Below are 24659 nucleotides of genomic sequence, written 5' to 3' on the forward strand. Positions count from 1 at the left end.
GGACGCCTGAGCGGTCACCTGCCCGGGCGTCGGCCCGGACGCCTGAGCGGACGTCCGTTCGGGGACGCAGGTGAGCCTGGGCCACCCGGCCGCCGTGCCGGTGGACGTGCCGGTGGACGTGCCGGTCACAGCGCACGCTCGTAACTCGCCCAGGCGACGTGCGACTCGTGCAGGGTGACGGTGAGACCGGCCAGCCCCCGGGCCCCTTCCCCGAGCGCGCCTTTGTGCACGCGCTCGGCGAGCCGGTCGGCGACGACCTTCGCCAGGAACTCGGTGGAGGTGTTGACGCCGGCGAAGTCGGGTTCATTGTCGAGGTTGCGGTAGTTCAACTCGCCGACGACGGCACCCAGTTCCCGGGTGGCCAGTCCGATGTCGACGACGATGTCGTCCTCGTCCAGCTGCTCGCGCCGGAAGGTGGCGTCCACGAGGAACGTCGCTCCGTGCAGGCGCTGCGCGGGCCCGAAGACGTCGCCGCGGAAGCTGTGGGCGATCATGATGTGATCGCGGACGGTGATGCTGAACAACGGACGACCCTCCAGGTGTGGCACGTCTGATCCCCCGCCGATCGCTGCGCGGGGGTGCCGTCTATTACGGCCCGGTGCCTTCCCTTGTTCAGCGGCCCGCACGTCTCTTCCCAAGGTCCGGCGCCGATGCCGTCCCGGAGGGGACGGCTGGTCAGCGGTCAGTCACCGCGGCCCTCGTCGGCGTACCGGATCCGGTGGCACAGGGCGGGGATCTCACCGGCGGCCAGCCTTCGCAGCACGTCCGGCAGTTCGGTGAACGCGGACTCGCCGGTGACGAGCGCGTCGAGCGCCGGGTCGGCGAGCAGGTCGAGGGCGAGGGCGAGCCGGTCGGCGTACGTGCGGGTGGCGCCGCGCGCCGGGGAGACGGTGCCGACCTGGCTGCTGCGCAGGGTCAGGCAGCGGGAGTGGAAGGCCTCGCCGAGGGGGAGGGCGACGCGCCGGTCGCCGTACCAGCTCAGTTCGAGGACGGTGCCCTCGGGCCGCAGGAGCTCCAGTGACCGGGCGAGGCCCGCCTCCGTCGCGCTGGCGTGGACGACGAGGTCGAGGTCACCGAGGGCGTCGGCGGGCGACGCGAAGCCGACGCCGAGCGCCTCGGCGACCCCGGCACGGGCCGGGTCGGTGTCGACCAGCTGGACGCGGACGCCGGGGAACCGGGCCAGCAGCGCGGCCACCGAGCAGCCGACCATGCCGCCGCCGACCACGGCGATCCGGTCGCCGACCAGGGGCGCCGCGTCCCACAGGGCGTTGACGGCGGTCTCGACGGTGCCGGCGAGCACGGCCCGCCCGGCGGGGACCTGTGGGGGCACCGGGGTGACGGCGGCGGCCGGGACGACGTACCGGGTCTGGTGCGGGTAGAGGCAGAAGACGGTACGGCCGACGAGGTTCCCCGGCCCCTCCTCCACCACTCCGACGTTGAGGTAGCCGTACTTCACCGGCCCCGGGAAGTCGCCCTCCTGGAACGGCGCGCGCATGGCCGCGTACTGGTTCTCGGGCACCCGGCCGCGGAGGACGAGCGTCTCCGTGCCCCGGCTGACCCCGCTGTAGAGCGTCCGCACGAGCACCTCGTCCGCCCCGGGCTCGGGCAGCCGTACCTCGCGGATCACGCCCCGGCCCGGCGCGTCGATCCAGAACGCGTGTGCGGTGCCTGTCATCGGATGTCCTCCTGAACGATCGGGAAGCCGCCCACGTACCGAGGGACGCACGAGCCGCGCACAAGGTAGCGGCGCTGATCGACTCTGTCACTCGGCCGGAGGGTGTTCGGTGGCCCTGAACAACACGTACGACGCGTACGACGCGAGGCCCGTTCAGCAGGAGACGGCGGTGGGGGCGGGCGCGCAGATCCTGCTCCTGTCGCTGCTCGGCACCGCGATCGGCATGGGCACGGCCGGCTGGCTGACCGGCCTCGCGTTCGCGTTCGCCACCTGGGCGGTGCTCTCCCGGGCCCTGCACCGCTCCCGGCTGCCGTCGTTCGGCCCCGCCAACCGGGTCACCCTCGGCCGGGCCGTCCTGGTCGGCGGGGTCACGGCGCTGGTCGCGGACTCCTTCCGCGGCGCACCGCCCGTCTCCCTCCTCGTCGGCCTGACGGCCGTGGCCCTGATCCTGGACGGCGTGGACGGCCGGGTCGCCCGCCGCACCGGCACGTCCTCGCCACTGGGCGCCCGGTTCGACATGGAGGTCGACGCGTTCCTGATCCTGGTGCTCAGCGTGTACGTCGCGTTGGACCTGGGCCCCTGGGTCCTGCTGATCGGCGGCATGCGCTACGTGTTCGTCGCCGCCGCCCGCCTGTGGCCGTGGCTGACCGCCCCGCTGCCGCCGAGCACCGCCCGCAAGACGGTGGCCGCGCTGCAGGGCGTGTTGCTGCTGCTGGCGAGCGCGTCCCTGCTGCCGCGGACGGCGAACACCGGGGTGGTGCTGGCGGCGCTGGGGCTGCTGGCCTGGTCCTTCGGGCGGGACGTGCGGTGGCTGTGGCGGCGGACGCCGCGGGAGAAGGACGCCCCGGACACGGTGGCGCCGGATCTCCTCGCTCAGAGGTGAGGCGGCCTTGCCGGCGGCGTGGACCGCCGGCGCGGGGGCGGGCGTGCAGGCCGCCACGCTCCGCGGCCGGGGACGGTCTCCGGAGACCGCTGGGCACTGGATCACGGGCGAGGGAGCGCCCGCGTACCGGCGTGCCGAAGGACTCAGCGCCGCCGGGGCAGCAACCCCACCGCCGCCAGTGGTACGGCGGCCAGGACGAGCCACGGCACGGCGGCCGGCAGCCCGCTGTCCAGCAGCAGGCCGGTCGCGGAGCTGCCGGCCAGCACGATGAGCCCGGAGACCGAGGACAGCGCCCCCGTGTACAGCCCGAGCCGCCCCTCCTCGGCGAGGTCCGGCACCCAGGCGCGGGCGACGGGCGCGACCAGCATCTGCCCGAGGGTGAGGAGGACGACGAACCCGGCGGCCGGCACCAGTCCGCCCGTCCCCGTCCACCCGGCGGGCCGCGCCAGCGCGACGACGGCGAAGCCGGCCGCGATCAGCGCCAGCCCCGCCACCATCGACCGGCGTGGCGCCAGCCGCGCCCCCGCCCACCGGGTCACCGGCAGCTGCGCGGTCACCACCAGCAGCGAGGACAGCGCGAACATCCAGGCCAGCGGCGCCTGTGAACCGGCGGCCCGCTCCACCTCGGCGGGCAGCGCCAGGTAGAGCTGGTTGTAGGCGAGCAGATAGGCGCCGTACGCGCAGCACAGCGCGAGGAAGCGCCGGTTGCGCAGCAGCAGCCGCGCCCCGCCCTTGACCCGGACCTGGGTCCGCCCGGGTATGCGCTGCGGCAGCAGCCACGCGTGCCCGGCGAGGACGAGCACGAAGACGCCGGCCCCGGCGAGGCACGCGGTACGGAAGTCGACGGCCAGCAGCAGGGCGCCCAGCAGCGGTCCGACGAAGGCCCCCGCCTGCCCGGCGACGGTGAACAGCGCGAGCACCCTGGTCCGGTCCCCGCCGCCCTCCTCCTCCCAGACGACGGCCTGCCGGGCGACCTCGGACTCGACGGCCGGCGAGAAGAGCGCGGCGGCGAACCCGATCAGCAGCACCGCCCCGACGACCGCCCAGGTCCGTTCGGCGAACCCGAGCCACGCGAACCCGGCGATCCGCAGCACGCATCCGGCGAGCACGACGGGCCGGATGCCGTACCGGTCGGCCAGCGCCCCGCCGACCACGAACAGCCCCTGCTGGCTGAAGGTGCGCAGCCCGAGCACGAACCCGACCAGCCACCCCGCCATGCCGATGGCCCCGCCGAGATGCTCGGAGAGGAAGGGCAGGACCGCGAAGAAGCCGATGTTGAAGGCGAGTTGGGTGAGGATGAGCAGCCGGAGCAGCGGGGAGAGCGGGGCGCCGCGGCCGGCCGCCCCCACGCGCCGGCCGGTGGAAGTGGAGATCATCGGAGTGCGGTCGGTTCCTTCTGGGCGGCGGGCCGCCGGCTGACGACGGATTCCGTACGACGAGCTCGCCACCGAGGGGGACGCAGGCCGCCCGCGGCGGTGACGGCCAGCGCGCCGAGCAGGGCGAGGACGGCGGCGGGGGCGAGGACGGCCCAGGGGGCGCGCTCGGCGTAGGGCTGGTTCTCGGCGAGGAGCAGGCCCCACTCGGGGGACGGCGGCTGGGCGCCCAGGCCGAGGAAGCCGAGCGAGGCGAGCGCGAGGGCGACACCGGGCAGCCGCAGCAGGGCGTGGCGCAGGACGGGCGGCAGGACGGCGGGCAGCAGTTCGCGCCGCAGCAGGTACCAGCGCCCGGCGCCCAGGCCACGGGTGGCCGTGATGTGCAGGGTGGCGCGTTCCTGGCGCAGCAGCGCCGAGGTGTGGGCGGCGAGCGGCGCCCAGGCCACGGCCCCCACGGCGAGCGCGGGCGTGGCCGCCCCGCTGCCCGCGACGGCGGTGACGAGGAGGGCGGCGAGTACGGGCGGTACGGCGTTGACGGTGTCGACGAGCGGCGCGGACACCCGGGGTACGAGCCCGAGGAGTACGCCCGCGAGTAGCGCGGCGGCGCTGATGGCGGAGGCGAGGAGCAGGGTGTCCAGGGCGCCGTGACCGACGCGGGCGAGCAGGTCGCGGCCGAGGGCGTCGGTGCCGAAGGGGTGTTCGAGGGAGGGTGCCCGCAGCCGCTCCCCCGTGGTGAGGGCGAGCGGATCACGGGTCAGGCCGAGCCCGATGACGGCGAGCAGGACGGCCCCGTAGAGGAGGGGCAGCAGCCCGCCGGCGGGTGGGGCGGGCCGGTGCAGGGAGGACAGGGCGCCGTCGCGCAGGGCGGGCCCGGTGAGCAGGTGGGCGGCGACGCGGGTGGCACCGGTGGCGAGCGCGGCGAGCAGGACGAGGGCGAGGGTGCCGGCCTGGAGGACGGGGAGGTCCTGGGCGAGGGCGGCCTGGAGGGTGGTGCGGCCCAGGCCGGGGATGTCGAAGACCTGCTCGACGGCGACGGCACCGCCGGTGAGGCCGACGACGAACAGCCCGAGGTTGGGCAGCAGCGCGGGCACGCACCGCCGCAGCGCCTGCCGTGCGATGCGCCGCCCGGTCAGTCCCCGGGCGGCGGCGGCCAGTGCCCACGGCTCACCGAACGCGCCGGGCAGCAGGTCGTCGAGCAGCCGCCCGAGCACGGCCCCGGCGGGCAGCCCGAGGGCGAGTGCGGGCAGGATCGTCCACTGGAGCCCGTACCACCCCAGCGCGGGCAGCCAGCCCAGCTGCACCCCGACGACGGTGGCGAGCACGGACGCGACGAGGAACTCGGGCAGGGAGGCGATCACGGCGGACGCGGTGCCGCCCCGCCGGCGCCCGCCGAGCCGCCGCCGGGCGCCCAGCCGCAGGGTGCGGGCGCAGATGAGTCCGGCGGTGACGGCGGCGACGAGGAGCGCGGCGGTCATGAGCAGCAGGGAGGCCCCGAGCGCCTGGAGCACGTCGGGCAGGACGTCGCCCCCGGAGATCCACGACTGCCCCGCGTCACCGCGCGGCAGCCCGCCGAGCCACCGCGTGAGCACGTGCAGCGGGCCCCCGTCGAGTCCGAGCTGCTCCCGGACGTCCGCGAGCACTTCGGGCGTCGGCTCACGCTCGGCCGAGCGTGCCTTGAGGACGGTGTACGCCGGATCGGTCCGCGTGAGCCACGGCAGCAGCCCGATCCCGCACACGAGGCCCGCCGCGAGGACGACCCGCCACACCGCGGTGGCCACCTGCTGCCGCACGGCTCAGCGCCGCGTGCCGGTGCCGACGAGGGTGCGCTCGTACGGGTCGAGGATCACGCCCTGTACGGAGTCGGCGACGCCGGTGATGATCCGCTGGTGCACGAGCGGCACGACGGCGTCGCTGCCGAGGATGCGGGCCTCGGCGGCCATGGCGGCGTCCTGCCGCTTCGCGGTGTCGGCGATCTTCTCCGCCTCGGCCACGGCCGCGTCGACGTCCTTGTCGCACAGCTGGGCGATGTTGAAGCCGCCGTCGCAGGTGTAGTCGCTGGCGAGGACGGCGACGGGGTCGCCGGTGTCGAGGAGGGTGTTCCGGGCCAGCACGAACGCGTCGAACTTCCCCTCCAGCGCGTCGCCCTCCAGCCGCGAGTACTCGCGGACGGTGAGCTTCACCTTGAAGCCGGCCTTCTCCAGCTGCTGCTTGACCACCTGGGCGACCTCGGGCAGCTCGGGCCGGTTGTCGTAGGTGGCGAGGTCGATGGTGTCGCCGCCGGGCTTCGCGGCGGCCGCGCGTCCGACGGGCGCGGTCCGCTTCCCCTCGGCCCAGGTCACGGCGGGCCCGTAGATGCCGGCACCGGGGTCGGCGTACCCCTCGTACACGTCCTTGGCGAACACCGGGGTGTCGACGGCTGCGCGGGCGGCGGCCCGCAGCCCGGCGTCCTCGAAGGGCCCGGACGAGGCGTTGAGGAGCAGGCTGGTCGTGCGGGTGGTGGCGGTGTCGCGCCGGGTGTCCTTGTCGAGGGTCGCCGCCTGGGAGACGGGGACGGCCTCGGCGATGTCGAGCTCGCCGGTCCGCAGCGCGTTGGCGCGGGCGGTGCCGTCGGCGATGAAGCGGGCGTCGATGCCGGAGGCCTGGGCGCGGCCGCCCCAGTACTCGTCGAACCGGTCGAGGGAGGCGGAGGTGGCGCCGTTGACCTTGGTCAGCTCGAAGGGGCCGGTGGCGGTGCCGACGGGGTCGACGCGGTTCTTGTCGGCGTAGGCCTTGGCGGACAGCACGGCGAGGCTGGGGCTGGAGAGCCGCAGCGGCAGTACGGGGTCGGGCGCGGAGGTCGTGATCCGCACCGTCCGTTCCCCTCCGGCCTCGGCGGTGAGGGTGACGCCGGCCAGGGCGGCGGGCGCGGGCTCGGCGTCGGTGGCGTGGGTGAGGGAGTCGGCGACGGCGGCCGGGGTGACGTCGGTGCCGTCCTGGAAGGTGGCGTCGCGGAGGGTGAACTCCCAGGTCTTCTCGCCGTCCCGCCGCCAGGACTCGGCGAGCGCGGGGGCGGCGGAGCCGTTGGCGTCGAGGGCGGTGAGGCCCTCGGTGACGGCGAGGCGGCTGAGGAGGGTGGCGTCGGCGCCGTAGGGGGAGAGGTTCTCGGCGGGCGGGAAGGCGAGGGCCACGCGGAGGCGGGAGCCGTCGGCGTCGTCGCCGGAGCCGGAGCCGGAGTCGTCGCCGCCCGAGGCAAAGCAACTGGATATCAGCGGTATGAGCAGGAGAGGGGCGAGCAGCCGGGAGCGGCGGTGGGAGCGCATGGTCCTCGGATCGATCGGGTGTGCGGGAGCGGGTCGGGCGAAGGCGGCGGCGAGCAGGAGCCTACATGGCAACCGTTTCCATTACCCTGCCGCCCCTGGTTCCGCCACCTCTGGTTCCACCAGCCCTCGCTCCGCCGGGCCTCGCTCCGCCGATCCTCGCTCCATCGGCACGTCGAAGTGCACGATCCCCTGCCCGCCGCCCGCGTCCTCACGCTCGTCGTGCACCACCTTGGCGAGCGACCGCCAGAACGGCTCGGCGCCGGTGACGGCCGGGTCGGTGTGCAGGTAGACGGCCCGGTACCCGCCGTCCGCGACGGCGAACGCGAGCAGTTCGTCGACGAGTCGCCGCGCCAGCCCGCGCCGACGGTGCTCGGGCCGGACGTACACGCGGCGCAGCTGCGCGGTCACGCCGGAGGGGTAGCGCTCGGCGACGTGGCGCGGGTTCGGCGGGTGTACGGGACCGCGGGAGTCGAGGGCGCCGGTGGCGACGACCTCGCCGGTCCCGTCGACCGCGACGAGGAGGGTGTGCCGCTCCGACGCGAGGTACGCGCCGGCCGGGTCGACGATGTCGCCGTGCCAGCGCGGGACGTAGCCCGTGCCGAAGTCGCGGTAGACGGTGTCGAGCATGACGGCTCGGGCACCGTCGAGGTCGGCGGGGGTGGCTGTCCTGAGGCTGTAGTCACTGCTGCGCACTTGCACATGGTACGCATTAACGGAATCCGCTGATCAACATGCCCCTCGGGTCGTCGCCCTCCCCCACCCCCGCCCTCCGACCGCTCCCTCAGCCACGCATCAACTCGCCCCTGCCCACCTGGGCCAGCAGCGGAGGCTCCGACTCCCCTTCGTATCCGAGGTGGAGCTCGCGCCGGGCCCTGGTCGCCAGGACGTAGTACGTCATGCGCAGGGCGGCCGCGGAGGGGTCGCCGGCCGCGTCCGTGTGGGTGTCGGGGATCACGACCGTGTCGAAACCGAGCCCCTTGGCGCTGGCCCGGTGGACGATGACGATGCCCGGGCGGCCGAGGTCGAGGTTGCGGTACTGGCCGCCCTTCGCCTCGGACGTGTACAGCTGGGGCTTCAGTCGTGGCGCTCGGCGGGTCAGGCTGCCGAGCAGCGAGAACTGGGTGTGCCTGGAACCCACGACGACGCCGATGGTGTCCTTCGGGTGCCGCTCCGCCAGCAGTGCCAGCAGGTCCGCGGCGCCGCGCTCGTGGAAGCGGTGCAGTCGCGGCGGCGGCCCCTGCCGGGCGGGCAGGGCCGGTGCGCCGGCGCCCGTGTGGAAGTGGGCGGCGAAGGACGCGATCTGCTCGGTGTTGCGGTGGTTGCCGTCGAGCTCGTGCCGGGCGCAGCGGCCGAGGTTCCGGGCGATCTCGGCGAGGGTGGAGTGGGTGTCGGTGAGGCGCTGGCACTCGTCCGCGTAGACCGTCGTACGGGCCCCGAGCATCCGGCAGAGCAGGTAGAACTCGGGCGGCAGGTCCTGGCCCTCGTCGACGACCAGGGTGAGGCCGGGGATCGGGCCGGTGTCGGCGGCCCGCTCGTACAGCGCGTGCCAGTCGTACCAGCCGTCGTCGCTGCGCGGGGCCTTGCCGCCGTGCCACTCGGCGAGCCAGGCGTGGGCGGTCGTGACGCGTACGCCGCGGTCGGCGGTGCCCAGGGCGTGGACCGTCGCGGCCAGCGACTGGCGCAGCAGGTTGGAACGGGTGAGCACGGCGACCGGGGTGCCGGTGAGGGCGAGCATGAGGGCCCGCTGTGCCGCCAGCAGGCTCTTGCCGCTGCCCGGCGGGCCGCTGATCAGATGGTTGCCGTCGAAGGGCAGGGCGTCGAGGCCGGCCCGTTGTTCGGGGGTGAGGTCGAGGTAGGTGAGGGTCACGTCTCCTCCAGTGCGTCGGCGGCGGCCGCGCGTGCGGCGGTGACGATGGGCTCCAGGTATCCGGGTACGTGCTCGCCGCCGACGACGAGGGCGCGGTCCAGGAGGGTGTTGCCGGTTTCGCAGCTGGTCTCGGGCAGCAGGGCGCAGGCGTGGCAGGCGGCGCGGTTGAGGTTGCCGAAGCCCTGGCCGGTGTGCTCGGCGCAGAGCGGGTCGGCCGAGCACCAGGCGGCGGCCTCCGTCATGCGCAGGAGTGTTTCCGCAAGTCGCGGAGGCTCGCCCTGGCGGACCAGCCCGCCGAGGGTGCCTTCGGCGTCGCCTGCCGCGGTGTAGACGAGGATGCCGTACTGGTCCTGCTCGGGGCGGGCGTACACGCGCTCCCGCAGGCTCGCGGTGGTGTATCCGGACTCGAAGGAGAGCTGGCGGATCAGCAGGTGCGCGAGCGTGTGGAGGAGGACGAAGCGGGGGGCGAGTTCCGGGCCGGTCAGGGCCTCCAGGCGGTCCCGTTGGAAGGAGCGGGCCAGGTCGGTCCGCATGCCGGCGACGCGCTTGCGTACGTCCGCGTCCGCCTCCCAGCTCGCGAGTCCGGCCCGGTCCAGGGTGAGGAAGAGGCCCTCGCCGAACACCTCCACGGCCGGCAGCCACTTGAGACGGCGGGCGGTGTCGGCCGGTACGGCGGTGGCGTCCGGGGAGACCCGGGTGAAACCGGACAGGGCGCGGACCTCGCGGAGCCGGTCGGCGAGGACGACCCTGCCGAAGCGGCGGCCGAGCGCGGCCCACGGGTCGGCGCTCTCCCCGGCCAGGCCGAGGGTGGTCTCCCGCAACGCGAAGTCCCGGGTCGCGGGCGGGACGGGCGCGGTGAAGGCGGCCCACTCCTCGCGGCTGAGGTCGGGGCGGGCGGGCGCGGCCTGCGCGTCGGACGCCGAGGTGCCCGCGGAGGCGCCTGGCGGGGGCACGGGCTGCCCCGTCTCCTCGGCGAGCAGCGCGTCCATGAGGGCGTCGTCGGCGCCGGTGTCCTCCTGGATCATCGTCCGGAACACCCCCGCGCGCGGCGTGGCGGCCACCCGGCACAGCGACACCCACAGATCGTGTTCCCGCACCTTGGCCGCCAGGCCCTCGTCGCCGTGGTCCGCCGGTACGTCGGACTCGGGGATGTCGAGTGCCGAGTGGACGATCGGGTAGTACAGGTTACCGGCCGTGCGCTGCACGATCTGTACGGGCCGGGGGCACTCCGTCCGCTCGTTCGCCCGCTGCCACGGGTTGCGGCCGGAGCAGCGCATGCCGTGCGTGCCGAGGATGTCGAGCAGGTCCCGGGACGCGCCGCAGCCCTTGGCGGTGCAGGTGACGGAGAGCGCTTCGAGGCCGGAGGCCCGCTCGGAGACGAGGAAGCGCAGTCTGTCGCGCTCCTCGCACCGTCGTCGTTCCCCGGCGTCGCGCCGCGAGTGGGCCCAGAACCACCAGTCGACGTCGCTGAGGTGCCCGGCCTGGCAGATCTGCACGAACCGCATGGGCGCCAGCGTCCGCGCCGGCGAGCAGGACGGGCAGCGCGGCGGCTGCCCGGGCTTCTCGTCGGCGATCCGCCAGCGTTTCATCCGGCGGCAGGAGCCGCAGAACAGCCAGGACGGGAAGCGGATGTACGGCGCTCCGGGCGCGTCGGGTACGTCGAAGCGGTCGTTCGCGGTCGCCGGTGCGGCGTAGAAACCGGTGACGCCCAGCCGGGAGGCGAGACGCGGGGACTCCAGCTTCTGCCTGCCCCTGGCCGGCCAGTCCCCGATGCCGGTGGCGACGAAGGACTCGCCCTGGATGTCGAAGACGGCTCCGACGCCGAACGGCACCACCGTCTGCGACTGGCGTACCCGCAGTGTGCGGCTCACAGGTCGGCTCCCTTCACCGTCACCTGGCATTCCCGGTCCACGTTGCGCATGGAGTTCGGTGTCTCCCACAGGCCGTAGTTCTGCTCGAAGCTCTTGATCAGGTTGGACTGGCCCTTGCCCTGGCTGCGGTAGTACAGCTCGCGGCCGTCCTTGCGGGCCTCGCGCGCCGCGTCCTCCCAGTCGGCGATCAGTCCCGCGATCTCCTTGCGGACGGCGTCACCGGCGGCCGGGTCGGCCGCCTCGGCCCGCGCGGCCAGCTCCTCGGCGAGGGCCTCCAGGTCGGGGAGGCGGTCCAGGACCTGCCCGGCCTGGTTCTCGGCGGCGAGCCCGAGCCGGTGGCGTACGAGGACGACCAGTGCGGCGTGCAGGGCGCGCCGCCGGGAGGGCACGGACCAGGGGGTGACGCTGGTCGGTTCGACGTGCCGGTACAGGGACCGGTGGTACACGTCGAAGGTCTCGTAGTGCGAACGGTCCCTGGGCCGGGTGGCGTTGAAGAAGGTCACGACGAGGCCGGGCACGGTGTGCCGGCCGACCCGGCTGGTGGCCTGGATGTACTCGGCGGTCGTCTTGGGCTGCCCCTGCATCAGCATCAGCGCGAGCCGCTTGACGTCGACCCCCACGGACAGCATGTTCGTGCAGGGCAGGAAGGACACCGACTGCGGGTCGTCCCAGTCCTTCTCCAGCCGGTCCAGCAGGACGGGCTGCTCGGCACGCGGAAGGTTGCTGGTCAGCTCCTGCACCTGGTTGTCCGCCAACGGCCGTACTCCGCTGCCCGTGTCGAGTCCGGCGAGCTGGGCGGGGATGTCGTCGGCGGCGGCCGTGACCGTGCGGCCGAGCTCGCGCAGGCTGTGGTGGTAGGCGACCAGGGTCCAGTAGGCGTCCCGGTGTTCCTCGGGCAGCTCCCACGCCCCTTGGAGCAGGGCGGCGGCGGTGGCGACGGCGGCGCGGCCCGCCGTATGGCCCTGGGCCATGACTCCGAGGTAGCGGCGGCCGGGCTTGGAGGTGTCGGGTTCCGCGAAGTAGGAGTGGCGGGCGTCGAGTCCGGCCGGCGGGAAGAGCTGGACGCCTCCGCCGTACAGGGCGCGGACCTGCTCCCCGGAGCGGCGGATGGTCGCCGTGGACGCCACCACCTTCGGTCCGGTGCCGTCGGGGCCGGCGCACAGGCCGAGGACGGCGGACTCGTACAGGCCGACGGTGGTGCCGAGCGGGCCGGTGAGCAGGTGCAGCTCGTCCTGGATGACGAGCGACGGCGGCAGGTTGCCGGCGCCGTCCGTCCTGCCCGCACTGTCCGCGCCGCCCTCACTCTTCGCGCCGCCCCCACTCCTCGCGCCGAACAGGCGGCCCGCGCGCGGTTCCCAGGCGAGCCGGGCGAACTTGTCCACGGTCCCGAGGACGAACGTCGGCGGCCGGTCGTAGAGGTGCTCGTCCACGACGGCGACGGGCAGTTCGTCGTGGAAGACGCACTCCTGGCGCGGGCAGAAGAAGGCGAAGGAGTCGGCCGTGGCGCGCACGCCGTAGTCGCCGATGTCGGGCGACTTGTGGGCGGGCAGGATGCGGGTGCCGCACCACGGGCAGCGGTCGAGGATGAAGACGTCGTCGGGCTGGGCGGCCTGGCGGATGTTCTCGAAGGTGGTGCGGGCCTTGTCGTACGTGTTCGGGGTGGTGGTCTCGCCCACCCACAGACCGATGGAGAACGGCTCCTCGCCGTACGCCGCCGGGTCCGCGCGGCGCAGCGTCTCCAGGGCGCAGACGGTGCCGGCGGCGCGCTGGAACTGCTGGGTGGTGAGGAGGCTGAGGGTGTAGCGGCTGAGCACGGCCGTGCCCCCGCCGTCCGGCCGTCCCCGGCGCAGCACCATCGTGAAGGCGGCCAGCAGCAGATACGCCTCGGTCTTGCCACCGCCGGTCGGGAACCAGATCAGGTCCGTCACGTCCCGGTCCGCGTGCCGGGGGTCGGCCGTGCCGTCCACGGCGAGCAGGAAGAACGCCAGCTGGAAGGGGCGCCAGGTGGCTCCCGGGTACGGCTCCGGATCGAGGGGTGCGGCTTCCCCGCGGGAGCGCCGGGTGCCGGCGAGGTCGGGTGCGGAGTGGCGCATCTGCAGAGCCATGGCACGGTTGGCGGCGCGGAAGGCGTGCAGCAGTTCGGGGCGGCGCGGGTCGCAGAGGGTGCGGACGCCCGACTCGATGCGGGTGACGGCGGTGCCGATGCGGTCGAGGACGCGGGTGGCGGCCTCGCGCCCCCACCCGGGCACGTCCGCGTTCAGCTGTCCGACGTACCACGCCCGGTAGTCGGCCGCGAACTCGGCCAGTTCCTCCCGGAGTTGCTCGACCGGTACGGCGGGATCGGCGAGGTGGCGGAGATCGAGCACCGGTGAGCCACTGAGCCCCGCGGCCCGTACGCCGGTGACCTCGGCCTCCGGCATGACGGCGGCGCTCAGCTCGGTCACCTGTTCGCCGGCGTCGTCGTACCGTTCCGCGACGGCGCATCCGTGGCCGACGGCGTGTGTGCGGACGTGCCGGTACTGGAGGCGGAGTTCCTGCTCCTCCGGGTCGCGGCTGGCCAGGCGGACGCTCGGGTACTGGAGCACCCTGCCGTCCACGGGCCGGGCGCGCAGCTCCACCTGGAACAGCATCCGGTCCCAGTGGGCGGCCTTGCCGAGGTCGGGTTCGTGCGCGGCGGCGTTGACCAGGGCGACCGTGACGAGTCGGCCGGTCCCGAAGACGCGTCGGCGGACGCGGAGTTCGGCGCGTCCGTCCAGAACCGTGACGTGATCCTGTCCCGGGGCGAGCCGGTGCGTCTCGGCGGGCAGCGGGACCCGCTGCCAGTTCCGGCCGCGCTCACCGGTGCGGGCGCGGGTCTCGTAGCGGGCGGCGGAGCATTCGATCTCCACGGTGTCCGCGTCGGTGTAGAAGCTGAACCCGAGGGAGGAGGGCAGCCAGGAGTTGGACTCGGGAACCGGGTCGGTGGCGGGCGCGGTGTCCTCGGCACGCCCCTCGGTCCCGGCGCCCTCCAGCTCCTCGGCGGCCACGTCCAGCTGGCGCTGGAGGTCGGCCTCCTGCGGGTACAGGGTGCCCATGAGGTACTGCCGGTCGGGCGGGGCGTCGAGCGTCTCGTGCTCGCCGGCGACCGGGCCGACGAGCTGCCGTCGGAGGTAGGCGACGAGTTCATGTCGGGGGTCCATGGTGTTCCTGGTGGTCGGGGCCGTGACGTACTCGGGCGGACTGGCGGGTGCGGCGGAGGCGTGACTCATGAGCGGCGCCAGCGGTCCCGGAGGGAGGTGCGGCTCTGTGCGGCCGCCGCTTCCTGCGCGGCGGCCAGTTCCGCCTGGACGGCGCTGAGCCGCGTCTGCAGATCGGTGATGCGGAGCCAGGCGTCGTGCTCACTCTGCGCGATGCGCTGTGCCGCCTGCTGCTCGGTCTCCTCGGCGCTTCGGCGGGCCGCCTCGACGAACAGGTCCCGCTGGGCGACGGCGGCCTCGGCCTCCCGCAGCCGTGCCTCCATCTCGGCGACCCGCACCCGCACATCCTGGCGGTGTTCCTCCCGGGCCGACGCCGCGGCCCGCTCCCGCTCGGCGGCGGCTTCCCCCGCCGTGCGCACCCTGGCCTCCAGCTCCGCGACGCGCTCATCGGCGGCACTTTCGCGGTCGGCGGCGGCCGCCTGAGCCGCCCTCAGCCGTGACTCCAGTTCTGCGATGCGGGCCTCGGAGCCCTCGCGGTACTCGTACAGCCTCTGCTCCAGCTCGTGCGCCCGCTCCTCGGCGGCGGTCGTCCGCAGGCCGGCCTCCTCGGCGCGTTCGGCCCTGCGCAGCAACGCCGCGTACGCCTCGCGGTGCTGTTCCTTGAGGTGCGCGAGGTACTCCTCGGCCCGGTGCCGGACATGCCTCTCGCGCCGGTCCAGGGCCCGGTCCGTACGGTGCAGCAGCTCCGCTTCGAGCGCGTCGAGCCGGCGTTCGGCCTCCGCCCGGACGGCCGCGACCCGCTCGTCGGCGGCGCCGCGCACCTCGCTCAGCCGGCGCTCGTGCTCCCGCGCCAGCAGGGCGAGTTCCGCCTGGTGCCGGGCCCGCGCCGCGGCGAGCAGCTCCTCGGCGTCGACGACCGGCGGCTGCTCGGCGGCGACGACCGGCGGCTGCTCGGCGGCGACGACCGGCGGCTCCTCGACCGGAGCGGCCTCCACGGAGACCGGTGTCAGCGGCTCACCCTCTGCGCCGGCCGTGCTGCCCTCAGACGTACTGACACCCTCGCCGCTGCTCGCCATCGCGGGCGCGGGCTCCTTCCGCACGGGGCGTGCCGCGACGAACTCCCGCAGGGCGTCACGGACGACGAGGCGCGAGGCGGCACGCACCAGGGGCTTCGTGGCAAGGTACGCCCGAGGTGTCGCCCCGGCCAGCGCGTCGGCGGGCCGCTCGAAGAAGTGCTCGGGCCTCAGTTCCCAGCGCTTGACGGTGTCGAAGACCTCCTTGAGCACTTCGAGGGCCTCGACCACGGGACGGTCGAGCATCCCGCGCTGCCGGGCGGCCCGCACCACGGAATCCGTGGCGGACGACCCGAGCAGCACCGACAGTTGCAGATGCCCCAGGGCCAGCAGCGCGTACTCGGCGAGCCAGGCCACTCCCCCGCCCATGGGCGGCTGCGTCAGTGTCCGGGCCTTGTCCCAGTCGGCGGTGGTCTGCGGCGTCGTCCCGGCCGGGCGTTCCGTCTCCTGCGGTTCCTCTTCCGGCTTCGGCTGCTCCTGCTCCTGCTCCTGCTCCTGCTCCTGCTCCTGCTCCTGCTCCTGCTCCTGCTCCTGCTCCTGCTCCAGTGTCCGGTCCTCGGCCAGACCCGCCGCCTTCTGCTCCGCCTCCCGGCCTTCCGTCGAGGCCTCCGGCTCCGCACCCGGAGTGGCGGCGGCGAGGAACTCCCGCAGGGCATCGCGCACGGCCAGTCGCGACTCGCCGTTCACCAGAGGGCTGTCCGCGAGGTACGCACGGGGTGTCGCCCCGCGCAGCGCCTCGGCCGGACGGTCCAGGAAGTCCTCCGGCCGCCGCTCGACGACCGCTACCGCGTCGAAGACGCGTCGCAGCACTTCCAGTGCCGTCAGCACCGGCCGCGGGAGCGGCGCGCCGTCCCGGACGTGCCGCGCCACCGCAGCGGTGGCCGGCCGCCCCGACAACACGGCAAGACCGGCGTCCCCGACCGCTGTCCGCGTGTATTCCACGAGCCACGAGATCTGGTCAACGGGTGCTCGCGCCAGCCGACGGGCGTGCTCCCAGTCGGCGGCGACCACGTTCGAAGCCCCGGTGTCAACGGCCTCGCCGACGTCCACGACCGCCTCGTCCACTGCGCTGTCCCCGGAGATGTCCGTCCCCGCGGGCTCCCGCTCCGCTACGGCGTCGGCGATCGGCGCGTCACCGTTTTCCTCCCGCTCCCCCGCCACCGCGGTCCGCACCGAAGCCGCAGCCACCTGCCCGTTCTCCTGCTCCTGCTGCTGCTCCTGCTCCCAGGCGGCCCGGGCGAGGCGCTCGGCCCTGGCCTTGCGGAGTGCGAGCCGGGCCCGGGCGGTCCGGGCCGCGTGGGTGGCGCGGGCGAACCGCTCCGCCCTCTTGGCCTCGGCCGCCTGCTCCGCCGCATGCTCGGCCTTCTCGCACACGGCGTCCAGGCCGACGAGGCCCGCCGTGCGCACGCGCTCCCGCAGCACGGGCCGCACCTTGGCCTCGATCTGCCGGATGCGTTCCCGTGTGACGCCGAACTCGCGTCCGAGATCGTCCAGCGTCGAGGGTTCGTCCCCGTCCAGCCCGAGCCGCCGCACGAGGATGCGCGCCTCCCGCTCGGTGAACGTGTCCACCACTGCCAGCAGCTCCGCGACGTGCAGGGCACCGATCACCTGCGTGTCGACCGACGGCAGGAGATGCGTCTCGGCCACGAAGTCCGCCAGGGTCGCGCCGTCGCCGATGACACGGTCGAGGGAGTCGGTACGGCGCGTGAGGCGACGGATCTCCTCCACCTTCTGCAGGGTCATGTCGCACGCCACCGCCACGTCGGCAGCGGTCGCCGGGCGGCCCTGACCCGCCAGGTTCCGTTCCGCCCGGGCCACCTTGCGCATCTGCTCGTGCATGTGGACCGGGATCCGGATCAGCGCGCCCTCGTCGGCGATGGCCCGGGTGATGGCCTGCCGGATCCACCAGGTGGCGTAGGTGGAGAACTTGAACCCCTTGGTGGGGTCGAACTTGCGGGCGGCCCTCAGCAGACCGAGAAAGCCGTGCTGGAGCAGGTCGTCGTAGTCGAGGCCCTGTTCCAGGTACGGCCGGACCAGGGAACGCACGAGCCGCTGATTGTGCACGACAAGGCAGTCACGGGCTCGGATCCTGAGGTCGTCGGGCGGCAACGCCTTCAGTTCTTCCTCGTCCGGTTCGCGCGCGATCTCCTCCGCCCCGCCCCGCACCATGACGGCCAGTCCCACCTCGGCCTGCGCACTCAGCAGCCGGCTGCCCGGTCGTCGCTCGCGCCGGTCGACTTCGAGTACGGCGTGGGCGGCGGCCAGCGCTGCGGCGAGGTCGGCAGGCGTCGCGTCCGCCGCGAGGCCGTCTCCCGCCTCCTGCGCCTCCTGCGCCTCCTGCGGGTCCGGATCGACGGAAGCGGCCGAGTCCGGCGACGTGCCGGACGGTATGGACTCTCCCTGCCCGTCCCCGCCGGACGGCACCTCGCCCGGCGCCCCCTCCGGGCCCCGCACCAGCGCCCCTTCGCGCAGCTGCGCCGCCTCGCGCGCGTCGAGCCCGGCAAGCCGGACCACACCGTCCAGGACACGGGAGGTGACATAGCCGTCGGCGTCCGCGTACCGGGCGAGCAGGTTCCGCACAGGGCGCAGCCGGGGCATCACGTTCTCTCCACGATTGTGTGCAACCTTTTCACGGTCTCGGCCGTCGCCTTCTGTGTGCACGTGCAAGTCCCGCACGGGCAGCCCCAGCCGGGCCAGCTCGTGACGCAACCGCTCCCGCTCGCCGTCCCCCAGCGCGAGCGTCCGTACGTTCTCGTCGAAGACGAGTTCCGGGACGACTCCGTCCACGGCCGCGTGCCGGAGCCGCACGAGCAGCTCCGCGACGGCCGCGCGCAGGCCGGACGACCCGTTCCCGGCGGCAACCGGCTGAGTCATTGCGTGCACCCCCCAACCTTTCACAGGGAACGCTAGACTCAATGCGTTGATGATGTCAACAGAGGAACTCCTGTCGCACGCGGGGCAGTTCGTGTACGGTGGGCGCTGGCGCACTCGGCTCTCTGCCACAGTGAACGGGGGCGTCGCCAGATCTTGGGGCGTTCCAGTGGATCCGCGCGATCATGCGGCGCGGGAACGCGGGCGAGGGGCGAAGGAGCGGCAGTGAGCCACGGGCTGGTCGACGGCAGATTCCGCGTCGGACGCGTCATCGGCAGGGGCAACATGGGGGAGGTCCACCAGGCGGAGGACCTGCACGCCCCGGAGGGGTCGTCGGAGCGCACCGTCGCCGTCAAGACGATCCTGCGCCGCCGCACCGGCACGCGGATCGACACCGGCGGGGACGCGAAGGCCGTGCAGCGGTTCAACCGCGAGGTGCGGATCATGCGCCGGCTGCTGCATCCCAACCTCACCCGGCTGGTGGCCGGCGGCATCGACGAGGACCCCGGCACCCCCGGGGGCCTGCCCTACCTGGCCATGGAGTTCCTGGACGGCGAGACCCTGCGCGACCTCGTCGAGGAGGAGGCGCAGTTGCCGGTCTCCTGGGCCGCGGCCATCGGCGCCCAGATCGCCGCCGGGCTCGCCACCGCGCACGCCGCGGGCATCGTGCACCGCGACCTGAAGCCCGCCAACGTGATGCTCACGCAGGGCGGCACGGTCAAGGTCCTGGACTTCGGCATGGGCAGCATCGTCGACGACCCGGACCAGACCCGGCTGACCAGCACCGGCGTCAGCGTGGGCACCGCCCGCTACATGGCGCCCGAGCAGTGCCTGGCCAAGCAGGTGACGCAGGCCGCCGACCTCTACGCCCTGGGCTGCGTGCTGTACGAGATGCTGGTCGGTGTTCCGCCGTTCGCCAGTGAGTCCGCGTACGAGCTGGCCGACCGGCACGTCAACCAGCAGCCCGCTCCCGTCCGGGTGATCCGCGCCGAGATCCCCGTGGAACTCGCCCGGCTCGTGGAGCGCCTGCTGGCCAAGGACCCCGCCGACCGCCCCGCCGACGCGGTGACCGTGCGGGACGCGCTGCTGCCGCTCGCCGTGTCCGAGGCCGAGGGCCTGCTGCCGCACTGGAGCGCGCTCGACCCTACGGCGCCCCTGCGCGAGGCCGCGCCGGCCCCGGCGTCCGCGGCCCCGGCCGACCAGGAGGAGGCCACCGCGCAGACGGCGTCCCCCGGCGCGGTCATGGACGTCTTCGGCGTCCACAAGGCACTCATCAAGGACTACCGCTCCTTCACCGAGGGCGGCACCGTCATCCGTGACGACCGCATCGCCGGCTTCGTGGAGAAGGACCTCGACGCCAAGTCGCAGTGGCCCGACCCCTGGCTGTCGCTCAACCCGTTCTTCCAGGGCGGCGGCACCGTGGTCGAACTCGCCCAGGAGAAGGTGCTGCACGCCGAGTGCGCCCGCATCTTCCAGGCGAAGAAGACCGAGGGAGGCACCGTCTGCGACGGACGCCCCCTCACCCTCCACCGCCACCAGCGCGACGCCATCGACGCGGCCGCCTCGGGAGCCTCGTACGTCCTGACGACCGGCACCGGCTCGGGCAAGTCGCTCTCCTACATCGTCCCGATCGTCGACAAGGTGCTGCGCGAGCGGGACGAGGAGGGCCCCGACGCCCCGGGGCGCGTGCGGGCGATCATCGTCTACCCGATGAACGCGCTCGCCAACAGCCAGCTGCGCGAGCTGGAGAAGTACCTGCGCGACGGGTACGGCGCCGGCAGGGAGCCGGTCACCTTCGCCCGCTACACGGGCCAGGAGGACGACGAGAAGCGCCGGGAGATCCGCGACAACCCGCCGGACATCCTGCTCACCAACTACGTGATGCTGGAGCTGATGCTCACCCGCCCCGCCGACCGGGCGAGCCTGATCCGGATGGCACGGGGCCTGGAGTACCTGGTCTTCGACGAGCTCCACACCTACCGCGGCCGTCAGGGCGCCGACGTGGCCCTGCTCATCCGCCGTGTCCGCGAGGCCTGCCAGGCGGCGGACCTGCAGTGCATCGGCACCTCGGCGACCATGTCGACCGAGGGGACCCTGGAGGACCAGCGCCAGGTGGTCGCCGAGGTGGCGAGCACCCTGTTCGGCACGCGGGTACGCCCCGAACACGTCATCGGCGAGACCCTGGTCCGCGCCACCGGGGACGTGCCGGAGACCGTGCCGGCCGAGCGCCTCACCTCCCCGGCCGCCCCGCGCGCGTACGACGACCTCGTCCGCGACCCGCTGGCCCGCTGGATCGAGGGCCGTTTCGGTCTGGTCGAGGACCAGGAGTCGGGCCGCCTGGTGCGGCAGCGGCCGGCCAAGATCGAGATCGCGGCGAAGGAGCTGAGCGAGCGGTCGGGCGTGCCCGAGAGCGACTGCGTCGCCGCCATCCGCGCCACGCTCGAGGCCGGTTCACAGGCCCTCCACCCGGTGACCGAACGCCCGCTGTTCGCGTTCCGGCTGCACCAGTTCCTCTCCAAGGGTGACACCGTGTACGTCACCCTGGAGGACAAGCACTCCCGCCACCTCACCCGCTCATACCAGCTCGAACAGCCCGGCAGTGACGGCAAGTTGCTGATGCCGCTGGCCTTCTGCCGGGAGTGCGGGCAGGAGTACCTGACGGTGTGGCGCACCGAGCAGGACGGCGCGGTCCGCTACGAGGCCCGCCGCGACACCTCGGCCACCGGCGGCCGGCAGGGCGACGGCTACCTCTACGTCGACCACGAGCGGGAGTGGCCGTCGAACGTGCAGTACGCCGTCGACGACCGCCGGCTGCCCGAGTCCTGGCTCGAGGTGGACGACCGAGGTCAGGAGGTCGTCAAGCGAACCTACCGCGACCGGGTACCGCGCGCGGTCACCGTGGACCCGTACGGCCGGGAGCTCCAGGCGGGTCAGAGCGGCCTCAAGGCCGCGTTCGTCCCGTCCCCCTTCCTCTTCTGCCTGCACTGCGGGGTGGCGTACGAGCAGACGCGCGGCAAGGACTTCGCCAAGCTCGCCACGCTGGACCAGGAGGGCCGGTCCTCGGCGACCTCCCTGGTCTCGGCCTCGATCGTGCGGTCGCTGAAGTCGGTGCCGGAGGAGGCCCTGGACAAGGAGGCACGCAAGCTCCTCACCTTCGTCGACAACCGGCAGGACGCCTCCCTCCAGGCCGGCCACTTCAACGACTTCGTGCAGATCACCCAGTTGCGCGGGGCGCTGTACCGGGCGGCACTGGACGCGGGCGAGGACGGCCTGCACCACGAGGAGCTCGCCTCCGCCGTCACGAACGCCCTCGCGCTCGCCCCCGCCGACTACACCGGCGACACGGAGCTCTCCCCCGGCCTGGCCCGCAACGCGGCCCGCACGCTGCGCGACGTGGTCGCCTTCCGGCTCTACCTGGACCTGGAGCGCGGCTGGCGCATCACCATGCCGAACCTGGAGCAGACGGGCCTGCTGGAGATCGACTACGAGGATCTGCACTGGGTGGCCGGCAAGCAGGACCGCTGGGAGGCCGGCCACCCGGCGCTGCGGGACGCCGACCCGGCGCTGCGCGCGGAGATCGTCAAGGCGTTGCTCAACGAGATGCGCCGCTCGCTGGCGATCGACGTGTCGTACTTCCGCGACGACACCTTCGAGTCGCTGCAACGGGCCACCGAGGAGCGCCTGGTGGACCCGTGGGTGCTGTCCTCCGGTGACAAGCCGCGGGTCGGCACGGCGTACCCGCACCCGTCCCGCCCGGGTGCCGACCGCTCCAGCCTCTTCCTGTCGGCGCGCGGCAAGTACGGCAAGTACCTGAGGCGTGCGGACGGCGCCTTCGCGGAGCTGGACCAGGACGACCTCCAGCTGATCATCGCGCAGCTGCTGACGGTCCTCACCAAGGCGGGCCTGGTGAAGGAGGTCGAGACCGCCCCGCAGCGCCCGGGCCGCTACCGGCGGGCTTCCGGCCCGGCGACGACCGGTTACCGGGTGGCGGCCCAGTCCCTCGTCTGGCGGGCCGGCAAGGGCGAGTCGGGCGCCCACGACCCGCTCACCCGCACCTACCAGAGCGGCGACGGCCCCCGCATCAACACCTTCTTCCTCAAGCTGTACCGGGAGACCGCCGACGCGCTGTCCGGCCTGTTCGCCCGCGAGCACACCGCGCAGGTCGCTCCGGAGGACCGGGAGAAGCGCGAGGAGGCCTTCCGCAAGGCCGAACTGAAGCTCCTGTACTGCTCCCCCACGATGGAGCTGGGCGTCGACATCTCCTCGCTGAACGCGGTGATGATGCGCAACGTGCCGCCGACGCCCGCCAACTACGCCCAGCGTTCCGGCCGCGCCGGCCGCAGCGGCCAGCCCGCGCTGGTCACGACGTACTGCGCGACGGGCAACAGCCACGACCAGTACTACTTCCGCCGCTCGCACCGCATGGTCGCGGGCGCGGTCGCCCCGCCCCGCCTGGACCTCGCCAACGAGGACCTGGTCCTCTCCCACCTCCAGGGCATCTGGATCGCCGAGGCGGGCCTGCGCCTGGGCCGCGCCATCCCCGAAGTGCTGGACGTCTCCCACCCGGACACCGGCGACCGCCCCGACCCGGCCCTGGAACTGCTCCCCGAGATCCAGGCCGCCTCGTACGACGACGGAGCCCAGCGCCGCACGGTCGACGCGGCCCTGCGCGTCCTCGGCCCGCTCCTCCCCGACTTCGTCGACACCACCTGGTGGCACGACGACTGGATCCAGGACAAGGTGCGCACGGTCCCCGAGCGCTTCGACCACGCCTTCGACCGCTGGCGCAGCCTGTTCCGCGCCGCGCTCGACGACCAGTACGTGCAGAACAAGCGCCGTCTGGACTACAGCCTCACGGAGGGCGACCGCAACCGCGCCAACTCGCGGCGCCGCGAGGCGGAGACACAGCTGAACCTGCTGATGAACGAGAGCGTCGACAGCAAGTCGGTCCTCTCGGACTTCAACCCGTACCGCTACCTGGCCTCCGAGGGCTTCCTGCCCGGCTACAGCTTCCCGCGCCTGCCGCTGGCCGCGTACATCCCGACGATCGGCCGCCGCCGCGGCGACGGCGACTACCTCCAGCGGCCCCGTTTCCTCGCCATCCGCGAGTTCGGCCCCGGCTCGCTCATCTACCACGAGGGCGCCCGCTACCAGGTCACCCGCATCCAGCTGCCGCCGGACTCCTCCGGCGAACTGACGACGGGCGAGGCCCGCCGCTGCGCCCACTGCGGCTACCACCACGATCCCAAGGAGCGCGAGGACCGCTGCGGCTTCTGCGACGAACCGCTGAGCTCGGCGACGTACGGCCTCCTCCACCTGCACACGGTGTACACCACCCGCCGCGAGCGGATCTCCTCGGACGAGGAGGAGCGGCGCCGCGCCGGCTTCAGGCTGGAGACGTCGTACCGCTTCCACGACCACGGCGCGCGCAAGGGCCGCCTCAACGCCACGGTCGCCGACGCGGCGGGCGGGCAGCTCGCCGAGATCGCCTACGGCGACTCCGCGACCGTCCGCATCACGAACACCGGCCGGGTGCGCGCCAAGAAGGACGAGCCGCAGGGCTACTGGCTCGACCTGGCCGACGGCCGCTGGATGAACGACAAGGACGCCTCGGAGGCCTCCGGTGACTCCAGCGAGCTGCCGGTCATCGACTCGGACGGCAACGAGCGGCGCCGCAAGAAGCGGGTCATCCCCTTCGTGGAGGACCGCCGCAACATCCTCGTCGTCACCCTCGACGAGGCGCTGCCCGAGCCGGTCGCGCTGACGCTGATGTACGCGCTGGAGCGGGGCATCGAGGCGGCGTTCGAGCTGGAGGACGCCGAGCTGACGGCCGAGCTGCTCCCGCCGGACGACGGTCCGCGCCGCCGCATGCTGTTCATGGAGGCCGCGGAGGGCGGCGCGGGCGTCCTGCGCCGCCTCCAGGCGGAGAACGACGCCGTGGCCAAGGCGGCCCGCCGCGCCCTGGAGATCTGCCACTTCGCCGCCGACGGCACGGACGAGGGCGACGAGGCCCACCGCGGCGACCGCGCCTGCGCCCTCGGCTGCTACGAGTGCCTGCTGACGTACGGCAACCAGCTCGACCACGCCCGCATCAACCGCCACACGGTGGCCGCGCTCCTGGTCCGCTTCGCGTCGGCGACGGCGACACGTGAGGCGCGTGGGGAGTCGCGGTCGGAGCAGTACCGCCGGCTGGTCGCCCGGACCACCGCGTCGCCGGCCGCGCCGACCGTGGTGGAGGCCTCGGCCGCGGCGGAGCTGGCGGAGCAGGGCGACTTCCTGGGCTGGGTGAAGGCGAAGGGCCTGAACCTGCCGACGGAGACGGGCACCTTCCTCACCGAGGCCAACGCCTCACCCGACTACGTCTACCGGCAACCGGGCCTGCGCCTGGCCGTCTTCGTCGACCTTCCCGACACGGAGCGGACCGCCCTGCGCGACGAGGACGCCGAGGAACGCCTTCTCGACGCCGGCTGGGAGTACGTCCGCTTCCACCCCGGCGGCGACTGGGACGCGCTCGCCGGGTCCTACGCCGACTGCTTCGGCTCGCCCACCGCCAACTGACCGCCGCTCCGCC

Annotated in this window: 12 protein-coding genes; 2 read left to right on the forward strand and 10 right to left on the reverse strand. The window is 73.7% G+C overall.

Annotated elements, in window-relative coordinates:
• Window positions 1-125 precede the first annotated feature (125 nt).
• Together ACZ7G3_RS22150 and ACZ7G3_RS22155 are read right to left on the reverse strand one after the other, a co-directional pair.
• Window positions 126-524: a 6-pyruvoyl trahydropterin synthase family protein gene (locus ACZ7G3_RS22150; protein ID WP_426597363.1), complete on the reverse strand. Its 399-nt coding sequence runs from the start codon at window positions 522-524 to the stop codon at window positions 126-128.
• Window positions 525-682: 158 nt separating this feature from the next.
• Window positions 683-1675, reverse strand: coding sequence for a zinc-dependent alcohol dehydrogenase (locus tag ACZ7G3_RS22155; RefSeq protein WP_470927734.1), 993 nt, complete (start codon window positions 1673-1675; stop codon window positions 683-685).
• A gap of 109 nt (window positions 1676-1784) precedes the next feature.
• Here ACZ7G3_RS22155 and ACZ7G3_RS22160 point away from each other — a divergent pair, with 109 nt between their 5' ends.
• Window positions 1785-2558: a CDP-alcohol phosphatidyltransferase family protein gene (locus tag ACZ7G3_RS22160; protein WP_470927736.1), complete on the forward strand. Its 774-nt coding sequence runs from the start codon at window positions 1785-1787 to the stop codon at window positions 2556-2558.
• A gap of 143 nt (window positions 2559-2701) precedes the next feature.
• On the opposite strand, the gene ACZ7G3_RS22165 is transcribed toward ACZ7G3_RS22160, so the two are convergent.
• The 8 genes from ACZ7G3_RS22165 to ACZ7G3_RS22200 form a co-directional block, all read right to left on the reverse strand.
• Window positions 2702-3934: an MDR family MFS transporter gene (locus tag ACZ7G3_RS22165; RefSeq protein WP_470927738.1), complete on the reverse strand. Its 1233-nt coding sequence runs from the start codon at window positions 3932-3934 to the stop codon at window positions 2702-2704.
• Complete coding sequence (locus ACZ7G3_RS22170; protein ID WP_470927740.1) at window positions 3931-5721, reverse strand: ABC transporter permease subunit; 1791 nt, start codon at window positions 5719-5721, stop codon at window positions 3931-3933. Before ACZ7G3_RS22170 ends, ACZ7G3_RS22165 begins: the two co-directional genes overlap by 4 nt.
• A gap of 3 nt (window positions 5722-5724) precedes the next feature.
• Window positions 5725-7230 (reverse strand): ABC transporter substrate-binding protein, encoded by a 1506-nt coding sequence (locus ACZ7G3_RS22175; RefSeq protein ID WP_470927742.1) that lies wholly within the window; start codon window positions 7228-7230, stop codon window positions 5725-5727.
• Window positions 7231-7311: 81 nt separating this feature from the next.
• Window positions 7312-7923: a GNAT family N-acetyltransferase gene (locus ACZ7G3_RS22180; protein ID WP_470927744.1), complete on the reverse strand. Its 612-nt coding sequence runs from the start codon at window positions 7921-7923 to the stop codon at window positions 7312-7314.
• Window positions 7924-8011: 88 nt separating this feature from the next.
• Window positions 8012-9097 (reverse strand): DEAD/DEAH box helicase, encoded by a 1086-nt coding sequence (locus tag ACZ7G3_RS22185; RefSeq protein WP_470927746.1) that lies wholly within the window; start codon window positions 9095-9097, stop codon window positions 8012-8014.
• Window positions 9094-10968, reverse strand: coding sequence for a DrmB family protein (gene drmB / locus ACZ7G3_RS22190; protein ID WP_470927748.1), 1875 nt, complete (start codon window positions 10966-10968; stop codon window positions 9094-9096). Before drmB ends, ACZ7G3_RS22185 begins: the two co-directional genes overlap by 4 nt.
• The gene (locus ACZ7G3_RS22195) at window positions 10965-14147 is read right to left on the reverse strand and encodes a helicase-related protein (RefSeq protein ID WP_470927750.1); all 3183 of its coding nucleotides are present in this window, start codon (window positions 14145-14147) and stop codon (window positions 10965-10967) included. The genes drmB and ACZ7G3_RS22195 overlap by 4 nt, the downstream gene beginning before the upstream one ends.
• A gap of 65 nt (window positions 14148-14212) precedes the next feature.
• Complete coding sequence (locus ACZ7G3_RS22200) at window positions 14213-18091, reverse strand: sigma-70 family RNA polymerase sigma factor (protein ID WP_470927752.1); 3879 nt, start codon at window positions 18089-18091, stop codon at window positions 14213-14215.
• Window positions 18092-18313: 222 nt separating this feature from the next.
• On the opposite strand from ACZ7G3_RS22200, the gene ACZ7G3_RS22205 reads away from it, so the two are divergent.
• Entirely contained in the window at window positions 18314-24646 is a 6333-nt protein-coding gene (locus ACZ7G3_RS22205) for a protein kinase domain-containing protein (RefSeq protein ID WP_470927754.1), read from the forward strand.
• Window positions 24647-24659: the final 13 nt, after the last annotated feature.

It is taken from the genome of Streptomyces sp. NPDC037271 (assembly GCF_055603605.1).